Source organism: Janthinobacterium agaricidamnosum NBRC 102515 = DSM 9628 (assembly GCF_000723165.1).
GTDB classification, from domain to species: domain Bacteria; phylum Pseudomonadota; class Gammaproteobacteria; order Burkholderiales; family Burkholderiaceae_D; genus Janthinobacterium; species Janthinobacterium agaricidamnosum.
In genome coordinates, this window is record NZ_HG322949.1 from 4,894,387 (window position 1) to 4,907,705 (window position 13,319).

The following is a 13,319-nucleotide window of genomic DNA, read 5'->3' on the forward strand; positions in this document are numbered from 1 at the left end:
TAACCCGTAGCAGGGATAGGAGAGCAATTTGTTTCACGTCGTTTTGGTAGAACCGGAAATCCCGCCCAATACGGGTAATATCATCCGACTGTGCGCCAATACCGGCGCGCAGCTGCATTTGATCGAACCGCTGGGCTTTCCGCTCGACGATTCCAAGATGAAACGCGCCGGTCTCGATTACCACGATTACGCCAGCATGAAGGTGCACGCCAACTGGGATGCGTTCATCGCCGATGCCCGGCCCGATCCGGCACGCATGTTCGCGCTGACCACCCACGGTTCATCGCCATTCGCCAACGCCAGTTTCCAGCCTGGCGATGTGTTCGTGTTCGGTTCGGAAACCAAAGGCCTGGACCCGGCCTTGCGCAATTCCTTCCCGGAAGCCCAGCGCATCCGCTTGCCGATGCGTCCGGACAACCGCAGCCTGAACTTGTCGAACACCGTTGCGGTGGTCGTGTACGAGGCCTGGCGCCAGCACGGCTACGCCGGCGGCGCTTAAAACGTCGTCAGGACTGGCGTACCTTGGTCAATAATTTGGTGGTCGAGCGGTCGTGTTCAAAATCGACCGCCACCGCCCTGCCGCCATACGCCAGTACGGCCTTGCCTTCGGGAATCGCGGTCATCTCGTAATCGCCGCCCTTGGCGTAGATATCCGGCCGGGTTTCCAGCACCACTTCCAGCGCGCTGTCTTCCGAAAACGGCACCACCAGGCTGACCGACTCCAGCGCCGCCAGCACCGCCAGCCGGTCGTCGCAGGTATTCAGCGGCCGGTCGTCGCCCTTGCCCAGGCGCTTGACGGAAGCGTCGGTATTGAGCGCCACCACCAGCGAGGCGCCCAATGCGCGCGCCTGTGCCAGATAGGTCACGTGGCCGCGATGCAGGATATCGAATACGCCATTGGTCAGCACCACCGGCTTCGGCAAGGCGGCCACGCGCGCGGCCAGCTCTTCGCGGCTGCAGATTTTGTCTTCAAATTGGGGCATGCTTGTATCTTGCTATCTCAGATTAATAGGGACCGGCCGCGCACGGCGCCGGTTATTGTAGGCCAGGCAGCAACGGCCGCCGATTCAAATCGGCCCATTCCGCTACAATACGCTATCCGCGCCACACTTTGGCGTTACCGTTATGTGCAATCATTGCACATAAGCATAGCGTGTGTTTCAATCTAATTCATGACACTGACAGAACTAAAATATATCGTTGCTGTCGCGCGAGCGAAACACTTTGGCCATGCCGCCGAAGCCTGTTACGTTGCCCAACCCACCCTGTCGGTCGCCATCAAGAAACTCGAAGACGAGCTGGGCGTGGTGCTGTTCGAACGCGGCGGCGCCGAAATCTCGGTGACGCCGCTGGGCGCGCAAATCATTGCCCAGGCCGAACGGGTGCTGGAACAGACCGCCGCCATCAAGGAATTGGCCAAACAAAACAAGGACCCGCTGGCCGGACCGCTGCGTCTCGGCGTGATCTACACCATCGGACCATACCTGCTGCCGCCGCTGGTCAAGGCGATGATCGATACCGTGCCGCAGATGCCGCTGATTTTGCAAGAGAATTTCACCGTGCGCCTGCTGGAACTGTTGCGCCAGGGCGAGCTGGACGTGGCTATCATGGCCTTGCCGCTGCCGGAACACGGCATGGCCATGCAAACCCTGTACGACGAGCCCTTCGTCGTCGCGATGCCGAAAAACCACCCATGGGCCGCGCGCCAGGAAATCGCCGCCAACGATTTGAAATCGGAAAACATGCTGCTGCTCGGCAATGGCCATTGTTTCCGCGACCAGGTGCTGGAAGTGTGTCCGGAAATGGCGCGTTTTTCATCGCCGGGCAATGGCATGCAGCGCACCTTTGAAGGCTCGTCGCTGGAAACCATCCGTCACATGGTCGCCAGCGGCATCGGCCTGACCGTGCTGCCGCGCGCCTCGGTGCCGGACATGCATGTCACCGATGGCTTGTTGCAATACCGGCCATTCGAAGAGCCGGCGCCGTCGCGCAGGGTGGTCATCGTGTGGCGCAAGAGTTTTACGCGCAAGGCCGCGATCGATGCACTGTGCACCGCGATTGCCGGCTGTCATTTGCCGGGCGTGGATACGGTGTGCGCGGTCGATTGATTGCGGATTAGTCCGAGGCACGACTATTTGCGATAATCGCGCTTCGATTCCTCACCCGCGATGTCCCCATGAACAAGCTGGCGCTCTATTTCCGTCTGATACGACTCGATAAACCGATCGGCACCGTGCTGTTGCTATGGCCGACACTGTGCGCCATGTGGCTGGCGCAGCAAGGCGTGCCGGACTGGCATTTGCTGCTGATCTTCGTGCTCGGCACCTTCCTGATGCGCTCGGCCGGCTGCGCCGTCAACGACTATGCCGACCAGGATATCGACAAATTCGTCAAACGCACCGCCGAACGGCCGATCACCAGCGGCCGCATCAGCGGCAAGGAAGCGCTGGCGATCGCCTGCGTGCTATCCTTGCTGGCCTTTGTCCTGATCTGGCCGCTGAATGCGCTGACCAAGCAATTGTCGGTCGCCGCCGTCATCATCGCCGCCACCTATCCCTACTTCAAGCGCTTCTTCGCGATCCCGCAAGCGTACCTCGGCATCGCCTTCGGCTTCGGCATCCCGATGGCCTTTGCCGCGATCCAGGACACGGTGCCGCCGGTGGCCTGGCTGTTTTTACTGGGCAATGTGTTCTGGTCGGTGGCCTACGATACCGAATATGCGATGGTCGACCGCGACGACGACTTGAAGATCGGCATCAAGACCTCCGCCATCACGTTCGGCCGCTACGACGTGGCCATCATCATGCTGTGCTACTGCGCCACGCTGCTGATCTGGCTCGTGTGCGGCTGGCAACTTGGCCTGCGTTACTACTATGTTGCCGGTCTGCTCATCGCCGCCGGCTGCGCGGTTTACCACTACACGCTGATACGCGCACGCGAGCGTATGCCGTGTCTTGCCGCATTCCGTCATAATAACTGGCTGGGAGCGGCTGTTTTTGCCGGCGTGGCGATCGACATCGCGCTGCGCTGATCAAACCGGCCACGCGCGCACCATTGAGTTTGCGCAAAGCCACACGGCAGTCGCTGCTTACACTTGTACCATTGCGCCATACACTCTATGGTATCCACTCTATTGATGAGGTAATTCATGAGCTCGACACAAGCAGCTGGAAAATCCGTTAAAAATGGCAGCGACAGCGCTTCCATCCTTGGCCCGGATGCCGATCAGGCGCGCGAAAAACTGGTGAACGATTTAAAAGGCGTCATCAGCGAAGCGGAGGAGTGGTTGCACAATGCCGGCGCCGATACCAGCGACAGCCTGGTATCGCTGAAGGAAAAATTCGAAACCACCTTGCGCAAGGCAAAAAACGACCTGGTCAGGCTGGAAGAAAGCGTGGTGGCCAAGACTAAACAGGCAGCTCAGGCGACGGATGACTACGTGCAAGATAATCCGTGGACCTCGGTCGGTGTCGGCGCAGTCGTCGGGGTGCTGGTCGGCCTGCTGATCGCGCGCAGATAAACGCCCCGCCGCCGAGACGCCATCATGGCCATCGCACAATCGCTCGGACGCATCGCCACCACGCTGGTGGCGATCATCCGTACCCGCATGGAACTGGCAGCGGTTGAAATGGAAGAAGAATCGCTGCGCTTCCTCGCCTACCTGGCGCTCGGACTGCTGGCCATGCTTTGCATGGCCATCACCATCCTGCTGCTGGTTTTCCTGATCCTGGTGCTGTTCTGGGACAGCTACCGCATCGCCTCCATCATCGTCAGCGCCGCCGTCTTCGCCGCGCTGGGCGTCGCCATCGTGCTGGGCGTGCGCCACCATTTCCGCCACAAACCGAAATTGCTGTCATTCACGCTGGCCGAACTGAATAAAGACCTGGACAGCATGCAGGCGCTGGGGAGAATCCGATGAAAAGCTCCCTGCCCGCCACCATTCCCCGATTATCGTTGGCAGAACGGCGCGAAGCGCTGATCACCGATTGCGCGCTGCAACGCCTGGCACTGAGCGTGGCCAGCCGTGAATTGCTGATGCCGCTGCAGCCGGGCAATCTGGCCAGCCGCTTTGCGTCCAGGCTGAAAATTCCGCTGCTGTTCGGCGGCGCCGCGCTGGGCTTGCTGGCCGCCCGCTCCGGCCGCATCTTGCCGGTGCTGAGCACCGGCACGGCCGTTTTACAAGGCATCAACGGCGCCTTGCCGCTAATACAGCGCCTGGGCGGCCGCTTGAGAAATCGTTGAGATTGAAGTCGCAAGCGGCGCGTCACAGCGGGCACGGCGGATGGCGAAAGCGATGCCGCCCCTGTGCAATTTCGTAGGAATCTCCCCTCAGGCGAGGTGCGACGCGCGCGCCGACACTTGTTGCGCCTGCCGGCGGAAGCCGAACCACACCGCGCCAAAACCGACGCTGCATGCCACCGTGACCAGGACCATCGGCCTTGCCGTGCCATTCGACAGGCAGCTGGTGATAAAACTGCACAAGGCCGTCAACGCCATCTGGATGAAGAAAAACAGGCCGGAGGCCGACCCGGCCACCGCCGCATAGGGTTGCAGCACGCCGAACTGGCAGGCTGGAATGGCGACCCCGACCGACAGCATGATCAGGATGAACGGCGCGACTATCGCCGGCAGCGCCAGCGGGTAAAACGTGGTGGCGCCCATCAGCAGCATGGCTCCCGTTATATTGACCCCCACCGCCCACGAAATCAGGCGGTCGGCCGGATAACGCGCCGACAGGCGCCGGAACAGGTTGGAACCGATGACGTAGCCGGCCACCGTCACCCCGAACACCAGCGCATACGCGGTTTCCGACAGATGCATGGTGCGTTGCAGCAACACCGACGATTCCGCGATAAACGGAAAATAGGTGCAATATACAAAGCTGATCGCCAGCGCATAGCGCAGGAAATAGGCGTCGCCCAGCAAGCGGCGGTAGATGCTCAATGCGCTCTCGCGCGGCGCGTCCGCCTGGGCGGCGGGACGGGTTTCCGGCAGCAGCAAGGCAATCAAGGCCAGCGAAATAATCCCCAGCAAACCCAGTCCGATGAACACCCAGCGCCAGCCCAGCAGGGTATGGATCATGCTGCCGATCAGCGGCGCGATGATCGGCGACAGCGCCATCCCCATCGAAATCTGGCTCAGCATGCCGGCCTGGACAGTTTTGTCGAACTTGTCGCGCACCATGACGCGGCCGACCACGGTGCCGCTGCAGCCACCCAGCGCCTGGAACATGCGGGCCACGATGATCACTGCCGCGTTGTTGGCCATGGCGCACACGATCGTTGCGGCCACGTACAGCAGCGTGCCCCAGATTAGCACAGGCCGCCGGCCGACCCGGTCGCACAAGGGGCCGCAAATCAGCATCGACACGGCATACCCCACCATGTACAGCGTCAACGTCAGTTGCATTTGCGCATCGGTAGCATGCAGGGCGTCAGCCATCGCCGGCAGCGACGGCAGGTAGGCGTCGATGGTCACGCGCGGCAGGCAGACCACCAGCAACAGGATCGCGGTCCAGGCCCAGGGTTTCAGTATATTGTTTTTTTGCATGGCATCAATCCAGTAGAGGAGTCGCGGCGTGTGCTGCACACATAGCGTCGTGGCGCGGCGCAAGCGAAGACAGTACATCATCCGCGATGTGCTGGGCACGCCGCGCAATCATTTCCAGAGAACTTACAAAAAAGTAGGTGCCGCTGGTCAGGTGGCCCAGCGCGCGCATATTCCAGTCGGGCTCATTGTCTTCGTCGATCACGGCGCCGGTGACGAAGTCGACGCGGATGCCGCCGCGCGGATCCGCCACCGCATAGCCGTCTTGCAGCAATTGCCAGACCAGCGGCGAGTCTTGCTTGCATTCCACCCATTTGGCGGCGCCGGTCGCATTGATCACATAATCGTAGCGGTGCTGCGCACCATCGGCATGGACCGCGCTCAGGCAATCGGCGTCGCCGCGCTCGAACGATGGCGCGCCGGCCAGCAACGACAGTTGGCCTGCCTCGATCATATTGAGCAGCGTGCGGCCGTTGCTGGCAGGCATGGGCGCACGGCGCGCCATCCACGCGCGCGCAAAGCGCTTCATCACCAGTTGCTGGTCCGACGCCGGCAACGCGTGCCAGGCTTGTTCGATCACGTCATTGGTCGCCGCCAGCACCCGCTGCCAGGAACGCACTTGCCCTGCGGCCGCGACTTCGCTGCGCAGCCGGTCGACCGGCGTGGCACGGTCGAACAGCAGCCCGCGCCAGCAGCAGCCGACAGCGCGCAATTCGGCGCGCAGCAAACGGAACACGGCTCGCAAGGAACTTTTCCGGGTAGCATCCCGGGTCAGGCTGGCCAGCGCGGCGCGGGTCAGGTGGCGCAACTGGTGCTGCGGGCCCTGCAGGCCCCGCACGAACGGCAAATGGCCGCTGTTCGACACCATGTCGATGACGCCGCCAAAACCCTGCGCCGCCAGCGTGACCGCAATGTCAACCGCGGTCAGGCCGCTGCCGATGATGCAAATGCGCTCGGCCCCGCGCAACGGCAACACCTGGCGCGACAGCGGATAAGGGTTGCCGATGAAACGCGCGTGGCCTTGCAGCTGGTAATGGTCGCGTGAGCCAGTATTGCCAACCGCCAGCAATACCGAATCCGCCAGCAATACCTGGTCCGCATAACGGATTTGATAACGTCCTTCGCGCCGGATCGAGTCAACGGAGTTGTGCACAACTTCGATTTTCAGCCCTTTTTTGAGGGCGGCGGCGCAGGTTTCGAGAAAGAAGTCATGCAAGAAACGGCCGAACGTCGGCCGTGGCACATACGCCGCAGCCAGGTCGGTATCGGAAACGGAACGCAATTCGTCTTCATGGTGCGCCTTCCAGCGCAGCCATGCGGAAAAGGTCGAAAAGTCGCTGGCCGAGACCGACATGGTTTCCGCATTCCGGTTCAGCAGCGCGGTGCCGATATCTTCCTGATACGCCAGGCCCGGGCCTATTTTTTCGCGCGGCTCGAATACCACCAGGCGTATCGATGCAGCCTGCTGCGGGTCCATCGACGACACTATCTGATGCAGGAAGGCAACGCTAGCACCTCCCGCCCCCACTACCGCCACTGTAAATCGTTGGTCACAAAATACCGTCATTGTTTCCTTTGGGAAAGAATTAAGAATTTTGCAATTTTAGAGGTGGTATGGTCTAATTCTAAGTACCATTTATTAAAAAGAGCATTGGACCAGTATGGCGCGCGGAAAAGTAGAATTAACCCTGGATTTACCCCGGCCGGCGGCGTTGCAGGGCGCGCCCGGTGAAGTGCTGGGCGGCAATAAACAAGACATCGTGTATGCAACGCTGCGCGACGCCATTCTGGGCAAGCTGCTGCCGGCGGGCGGCAGGCTGCCGTCCACCCGCACGCTGGCGCAGCGCTGGGGCCTGTCGCGCGGCACGCTGGAAATCGTGTATGACCGGCTGTGTTCGGAAGCCTATCTGTCGCGCACGCCGGGTTCCGGCACCCGCGTCAGCGCGGTAGTGCCGGACAGCTACCTGATGGCGGCGCACGACGTACCGTCCACCAACATCCGGCAGGCGGCAACGCCGGCGCAGCGGCGCGCGCGCGCGGCGGCCGGCAGAGGCGAGCGCGGCATAGACCTCAGCGTGCAGACCGGCGTGCCGTTCGTCGCGCGGCTTGCCGATCCGGCGCTGTTTCCGGTGCCGACCTGGTCGCGCCATATCGCCAGGGCGCTGGGCGGCGCCAGCGCCGAAATACTGTGCTGCGCCGATCGCAGCGGCTTGGCGGCGCTGCGCGAACAGATCGCCGACTACCTGCGCAAGTACCGTGGCCTGCCTTGCGTCGCCGACGATGTCGTGGTGCTCACCGGGATACGCCATGCGCTCGACCTGATCGCGCGCAGCGTATTGCGTCCGGGCGATAAAGTGTGCGTGGAAGATCCCGGCTATCCGGCGGCGCGGCAGATCTTCGGCATGGCCGGCGCCGTGCTGGCGCCGATAGAGGTCGATGGCGAGGGCATGGAGTGCATGCAGCTGGCCAGCCATCCGGACGCGCGGCTGGTCTACGTGACGCCGGCCCACCAGTCGCCCAGCGGTGTCACGATGTCGGTGACGCGGCGCCTGGAGTTGCTGGAATGGGCCGACAGCCGCGACGCCTGGATTATCGAAGATGATTACGACAGCGAATTCAATTACGTCAGCGCACCGCTGGCCGCGCTGAAGTCGCTGGACCGTGGCAACCGGGTCATTTACTGCGGCAGTTTCAACAAGACCTTGTTCGCCGGCCTGCGCGTGGGCTTCGCCGTCGTGCCGCCGCGGCTCAAGTCCAGCCTGCTGGCGCTATGGCAAACCACCGGCCGCTCGGTCGGCGTGACGGAGCAACTGGCGCTGGCCTCGTGGCTGGCCGATGGCGCATTCGTGCGCCACCTGCGTTCGGCGCGGCGCGCCTACCAGGAACGGCGCGATGCGATCCTGGCGGTGCTGGAGGCCGATGCGGCTGGATGTTACAGCGTCAGCGGCCAGCAAGCCGGCTTTCATTTCGTGCTGTGGCTGCCGGACGGCTGCGATGAAACCCTATTTTGCCAGCGCGCCGCCGCGGCCGGCCTGTACCTGCAGGGATTGCGTGGCCTGTGCAGCGACATCCGCTTGCCGCCCGCCGTCATCGTCGGTTACACGGCGCTGACGATGGCGCAGGCGCGCTACGGCGCCAAGCTGCTGGCCAGCCTGCTGCGCGAGCACCGGCCGGCTTGATGGCGCACCGGCCGGACGCGGCGGCGCTGTTTTTCAAGCATTCTTCAAGCGACGACGCGCAGCGCCTGGCGCCGCCTCAGCCGGCCCGCCCCAGCTCATCGCCCAGCTCCTTGCCGCGCCGCGCCGCCGCCTTGACCGCTTCGACGATTTCCTGCTTGATGCCGCTGTTTTCCATGCTGCTCAACGCCGCATGGGTGGTGCCGCCCTTGGACGTGACGCGTTCGCGCAACAGCGACACCGGTTCGCTCGACTGGGCCGCCAGTTGCGACGCGCCGACAAAGGTGGCCAGCGCCAGTTGCCGGCCCTGTTCGGCGTTCAAGCCCAGTTCGGCCGCCGCCGCCTGCATCGCTTCGATGAAATAAAACACATACGCCGGGCCGCTGCCGGACACCGCCGTCACCGGATCGATCAAGTCTTCGCTATCGAGCCAGACGGTGGCGCCGACCGCTTTCAAGATCGCATCGGCGGCCTCTTTTTGCTCCACGCCGACGCCCGGGCTGGCCACCATGCCGGTAATGCCGAGTCCGATCAAGGCCGGCGTATTCGGCATGCAGCGCACGATCGCGCCATAAGCGCCGAGCCAGCGCGACAGGTCGGCGGCGCGGATGCCGGCGGCGATCGACAACACCAGCGGCGCCTTGCCGGTTTGCGCGGCCTCCAGGTACGGCAACAATTGCGCCGCCACCTCGCGCATGCTTTGCGGCTTGACCGCCAGCACGATCACATCCATGCCGGACAAGACTGCGCTTGCAGCATGGGCGGTCGTGACGCCGAACTGGGTATGCAATTTGTCCAGCGCGTCGGGATGCGGGTCGATCACGTGGATAAGACGGCCCGGCGTCAGCTTGCCGGCCAGTCCGGCGATCAGTGCCGACGCCATATTGCCGCCGCCGACAAAGGCTATCTTCAATTCGGTGTTACTCATGGACGCGCTCCGCAAAAGTGAATGAAATGGCTGAAGTCAGGTTGTATCATCAGGCGTAATGGCGCGCGCCAAAGATCGCGCTGCCGACCCGCACCATGGTGGCGCCTTCGAGCACCGCCGCGCGCAGATCGGCCGACATGCCCATCGACAAGGTATCGAGCGCCAGGCCATCGGCCTGTAAGTGTTGGTACAGCAGGCGCAACTGGCGAAACGCGATGCGCTGCGTGTCGAAGTCGTCGGCCGGTTCCGGAATCGCCATCAAGCCGCGCAAGCGCAGATTCGGCAAAGCGGCCACGTAATGCGCCAGTTGCGGCAAGTCGGCCGGCCTGACGCCACTCTTGCTGGCCTCGCCGCTGATGTTCACTTGCAAACAAATATTGAGTGGCATCATGCCTTCGGGCCGCTGTTCCGATAAACGCTGGGCGATTTTTTCGCGTTCCACCGTATGCACCCAGTCGAAATGCCCGGCGATCGGACGGGTCTTGTTGCTCTGGATCGGACCGATGAAATGCCATTCCAGATTTGCCTGCGGCAAGGCCTGGACCACGGCCGCGATCTTGTCGAGCGCTTCTTGCAGATAGTTTTCGCCAAAGGCCCGCTGGCCGGCGCCGGCCGCCGCGATCACCGCGTCGGCGCCGAACGTCTTGGACACCGCCAGCAGGGAAACAGCCTCGGGGGGCCGGCCGGCCTCTTGCGCGGCGGATAGAATACTGTGATGGACTGCTTGCAAGTTGTGGTCGATTGTGGACATAATCATTTTGCAGGGTAATGTAAAGCAACACCGGTGAGCTTCCCCGGGACTTGCGCCCTGAAACGGCGGCGTCCTGCTGGCAGGCGCCGCCAATATTGCAGGCACAGGGATTATAAATGGACATCTCCGAACTACTCGCATTCTCCGTCAAGAATAAAGCTTCCGACTTGCATCTGTCCGCCGGCCTGCCGCCGATGATACGGGTGCATGGCGACGTGCGTCGCATCAATTTGCCGGCGATGGACCACAAGGAAGTCCACGGCATGATTTATGACATCATGAACGATGGCCAGCGCAAGGCGTATGAAGAAGTACTGGAAGTCGACTTTTCGTTCGAAATTCCCGGCCTGGCGCGCTTCCGCGTCAATGCCTTCAACCAGGAGCGCGGCGCCTCGGCCGTGCTGCGCACGATTCCGTCGAAGATCATGAGCCTGGAAGACTTGAATTGCCCGCGCATCTTCGCCGACCTGGCGCTGAAACCGCGCGGCCTGGTGCTGGTGACCGGCCCTACCGGTTCCGGCAAGTCGACCACGCTGGCGGCGATGGTGAACCACGTCAATGAAAACGAATACGGCCACATCCTGACCATCGAAGACCCGATCGAGTTTGTGCACGACTCCAAAAAATGCCTGATCAACCAGCGCGAAGTCGGTCCGCACACTTTGTCGTTCAACAATGCGCTGCGCTCCGCCTTGCGCGAAGACCCGGACGTGATCCTGGTCGGCGAATTGCGCGACCTGGAAACCATCCGCCTGGCGCTGTCGGCCGCCGAAACCGGCCACCTGGTGTTCGGCACGCTGCATACCTCGTCCGCCGCCAAGACCATCGACCGTATCGTCGACGTGTTTCCGGCCGATGAAAAGGAAATGGTGCGCGCGATGTTGTCTGAATCGCTGCAAGCGGTGATTTCGCAAACCCTGCTGAAAACCAAGGATGGCAGCGGCCGCGTCGCCGCGCATGAAATCATGGTCGCCACGCCGGCCATCCGCAACCTGATCCGCGAAGCCAAGATCGCCCAGATGTATTCGGCGATCCAGACCGGCAGCAATGTCGGCATGCAGACGCTGGACCAGACCCTGACCGACCTGGTGCGCCGCAACGTGATTTCGGCCGCCGCCGCGCGTGCCGCCGCCAAGACGCCCGATAACTTTCCCGGCTGAGAGCACGACCTCGCCATTTAGCCGGCTCAACAAGGAATAACGATGGAACGGGACCAGGCTTCAAAACTCATGTCGGACTTGCTGCGGCTGATGGTCAGCAAGAACGGCTCCGACCTGTTCATCACCGCAGGCTTTCCGCCGGCCATCAAGATCGACGGCAAGCTGACGCCGGTGTCGCCGCAAGTCCTGAGCGCGGCCCACACGGTCGACCTGGCGCGCTCGATCATGAACGACAAGCAAATCGCGTCGTTCGAACTGAGCAAGGAAGCCAATTTCGCGCTCAGCCCGCCAGACCTGGGCCGCTTCCGCGTGTCGGCCTTCGTGCAGATGGGTTGTGTCGGCATGGTCTTGCGCACGATCAATACCGCGATCCCGAAACTGGAAGACCTCGGCTTGCCGACCGTGCTGCAAGACGTGGTGATGAGCAAGCGCGGCCTGGTGATCATGGTCGGCGCCACCGGTTCCGGCAAATCGACGACGCTGGCGGCGATGGTCGGCTACCGCAATGAAAACAGTTACGGCCACATCATCACCATCGAAGATCCGGTCGAATACGTGCATCCGCACAAAAATTGCATCGTCACGCAACGTGAAGTAGGCGTCGATACCGACGATTGGGAAATCGCGTTGAAAAACACGCTGCGCCAGGCGCCGGACGTGATCCAGATCGGCGAAATCCGCGACCGCGAAACGATGGACCACGCCATCTCGTTCGCCGAAACCGGCCACCTGTGCCTGGCCACGCTGCACGCCAACAGCGCCAACCAGGCACTGGACCGTATCGTCAACTTTTTCCCCGAAGAGCGGCGCCAGCAATTGCTGATGGATTTGTCGCTGAACTTGCGCGGCATGATCTCGCAGCGCCTGGTGCCGAAGAAGGAAACCAAGGGGCGCTGCGTGGCGATGGAAATCATGTTAAATTCACCATTGATATCGGACTTGATCTTCAAGGGCAATGTGCATGAAATCAAGGAAATCATGAAAAAGTCGCGCGAACTGGGCATGCAAACGTTCGACCAGGCGCTGTTCGACTTGTTCGAAGCCGATCAAATCAGTTACGAAGATGCCTTGCGCAACGCCGATTCCGTCAACGACTTGCGCCTGTCCATCAAATTGCATGGCAAGGCAGCGCACACCCGCGATCTGTCTGCCGGAACCGAACATTTAGGATTAATCTGATGACTACACCGTCGATCTACGATTTTTCAGCCGATAGCCTGGCCGGCAAGCCGGTCAGCTTGAGCCAGTACCAGGGCCAGGTTTTACTGATCGTCAATACCGCCAGCAAATGCGGTTTTACGCCGCAATACCAGGGCCTGGAACAGGTTTACCGGCAATTCAAGGATAAGGGCGTCACCGTGCTGGGATTTCCATGCAACCAGTTCGGTTCGCAAGAGCCGGGCACGGCCGATGAAATCGGCGCGTTTTGCGAAAAGAACTTCGGCGTCACTTTTCCGCTGTTCGCCAAGGTCGACGTCAATGGCAATCACACCCACCCGCTGTTCGCGGCGCTGAAGAAGCAGGCGCCGGGTTTGCTCGGCACCGAGGTAATCAAATGGAATTTCACTAAATTCCTGATCCGCAAGGATGGCAGCGTCTACCAGCGCTACGCGCCGGCTACCGCACCGGCCGACCTGGTCAGCGATATCGAAAAGCTTTTGGCAGAGTAGTTAGCATCCTCGAACAAGCCGGGGCATGATGAATCGCCTCGGCCTTGCGTTTTCTACATAAAGTTGTATAAATCTCAAATTATTATT

At 61.7% G+C, this 13,319-nt stretch carries 15 protein-coding genes; 10 read left to right on the forward strand and 5 right to left on the reverse strand.

Going from position 1 to position 13,319, the window contains the following annotated elements:
- Positions 1 to 28 precede the first annotated feature (28 nt).
- Positions 29 to 499 (forward strand): tRNA (uridine(34)/cytosine(34)/5-carboxymethylaminomethyluridine(34)-2'-O)-methyltransferase TrmL, encoded by a 471-nt coding sequence (gene trmL / locus GJA_RS21015; protein WP_038496176.1) that lies wholly within the window; start codon positions 29 to 31, stop codon positions 497 to 499.
- A 7-nt stretch (positions 500 to 506) separates the two neighbouring features.
- On the opposite strand, the gene GJA_RS21020 is transcribed toward trmL, so the two are convergent.
- Positions 507 to 983, reverse strand: a complete 477-nt coding sequence (locus tag GJA_RS21020; RefSeq protein ID WP_038496178.1) for an adenylyltransferase/cytidyltransferase family protein — start codon at positions 981 to 983, stop codon at positions 507 to 509.
- A gap of 189 nt (positions 984 to 1,172) precedes the next feature.
- On the opposite strand from GJA_RS21020, the gene GJA_RS21025 reads away from it, so the two are divergent.
- The 5 genes from GJA_RS21025 to GJA_RS21045 all read left to right on the forward strand — a co-directional run bounded on the left by GJA_RS21025 (position 1,173) and on the right by GJA_RS21045 (position 4,242).
- Positions 1,173 to 2,108 carry a hydrogen peroxide-inducible genes activator gene (locus tag GJA_RS21025; RefSeq protein ID WP_038496180.1) on the forward strand — a complete coding sequence of 312 codons (936 nt, stop codon included), beginning with the start codon at positions 1,173 to 1,175 and terminating at the stop codon, positions 2,106 to 2,108.
- Positions 2,109 to 2,176: 68 nt separating this feature from the next.
- Positions 2,177 to 3,031, forward strand: a complete 855-nt coding sequence (gene ubiA / locus GJA_RS21030; protein WP_038496181.1) for a 4-hydroxybenzoate octaprenyltransferase — start codon at positions 2,177 to 2,179, stop codon at positions 3,029 to 3,031.
- 117 nt (positions 3,032 to 3,148) lie between these two features.
- Positions 3,149 to 3,520, forward strand: a complete 372-nt coding sequence (locus tag GJA_RS21035) for an ElaB/YgaM/YqjD family protein (protein WP_081905517.1) — start codon at positions 3,149 to 3,151, stop codon at positions 3,518 to 3,520.
- Between the two features lie 24 nt (positions 3,521 to 3,544).
- Positions 3,545 to 3,919 carry a phage holin family protein gene (locus tag GJA_RS21040; protein ID WP_038496184.1) on the forward strand — a complete coding sequence of 125 codons (375 nt, stop codon included), beginning with the start codon at positions 3,545 to 3,547 and terminating at the stop codon, positions 3,917 to 3,919.
- Positions 3,916 to 4,242: a hypothetical protein gene (locus GJA_RS21045; protein ID WP_144241612.1), complete on the forward strand. Its 327-nt coding sequence runs from the start codon at positions 3,916 to 3,918 to the stop codon at positions 4,240 to 4,242. The genes GJA_RS21040 and GJA_RS21045 overlap by 4 nt, the downstream gene beginning before the upstream one ends.
- Positions 4,243 to 4,329: 87 nt before the next feature.
- Here the strand turns inward: GJA_RS21045 and GJA_RS21050 are convergent, their stop codons facing one another.
- Both GJA_RS21050 and GJA_RS21055 read right to left on the reverse strand, forming a co-directional pair.
- Positions 4,330 to 5,550 (reverse strand): multidrug effflux MFS transporter, encoded by a 1,221-nt coding sequence (locus GJA_RS21050; protein WP_038496187.1) that lies wholly within the window; start codon positions 5,548 to 5,550, stop codon positions 4,330 to 4,332.
- Between the two features lie 4 nt (positions 5,551 to 5,554).
- Positions 5,555 to 7,114: an FAD/NAD(P)-binding protein gene (locus GJA_RS21055; RefSeq protein ID WP_081905518.1), complete on the reverse strand. Its 1,560-nt coding sequence runs from the start codon at positions 7,112 to 7,114 to the stop codon at positions 5,555 to 5,557.
- 94 nt (positions 7,115 to 7,208) lie between these two features.
- Here GJA_RS21055 and pdxR point away from each other — a divergent pair, with 94 nt between their 5' ends.
- Positions 7,209 to 8,726, forward strand: a complete 1,518-nt coding sequence (pdxR, locus tag GJA_RS21060) for a MocR-like pyridoxine biosynthesis transcription factor PdxR (RefSeq protein WP_038496189.1) — start codon at positions 7,209 to 7,211, stop codon at positions 8,724 to 8,726.
- 76 nt (positions 8,727 to 8,802) lie between these two features.
- On the opposite strand, the gene proC is transcribed toward pdxR, so the two are convergent.
- On the reverse strand, positions 8,803 to 9,651 hold the full coding sequence (gene proC / locus GJA_RS21065) for a pyrroline-5-carboxylate reductase (protein ID WP_038496191.1): 849 nt from the start codon (positions 9,649 to 9,651) through the stop codon (positions 8,803 to 8,805).
- A gap of 49 nt (positions 9,652 to 9,700) precedes the next feature.
- The gene (locus GJA_RS21070; protein ID WP_038496193.1) at positions 9,701 to 10,402 is read right to left on the reverse strand and encodes a YggS family pyridoxal phosphate-dependent enzyme; all 702 of its coding nucleotides are present in this window, start codon (positions 10,400 to 10,402) and stop codon (positions 9,701 to 9,703) included.
- A gap of 116 nt (positions 10,403 to 10,518) precedes the next feature.
- On the opposite strand from GJA_RS21070, the gene GJA_RS21075 reads away from it, so the two are divergent.
- The 3 genes from GJA_RS21075 to GJA_RS21085 are packed head-to-tail and all read left to right on the forward strand — an operon-like array spanning position 10,519 to position 13,232.
- On the forward strand, positions 10,519 to 11,562 hold the full coding sequence (locus GJA_RS21075) for a type IV pilus twitching motility protein PilT (RefSeq protein ID WP_038496195.1): 1,044 nt from the start codon (positions 10,519 to 10,521) through the stop codon (positions 11,560 to 11,562).
- Between the two features lie 42 nt (positions 11,563 to 11,604).
- Positions 11,605 to 12,741: a PilT/PilU family type 4a pilus ATPase gene (locus tag GJA_RS21080; RefSeq protein WP_038496197.1), complete on the forward strand. Its 1,137-nt coding sequence runs from the start codon at positions 11,605 to 11,607 to the stop codon at positions 12,739 to 12,741.
- Complete coding sequence (locus GJA_RS21085; protein WP_038496199.1) at positions 12,741 to 13,232, forward strand: glutathione peroxidase; 492 nt, start codon at positions 12,741 to 12,743, stop codon at positions 13,230 to 13,232. Before GJA_RS21080 ends, GJA_RS21085 begins: the two co-directional genes overlap by 1 nt.
- The last annotated feature ends 87 nt before the right edge of the window (positions 13,233 to 13,319 follow it).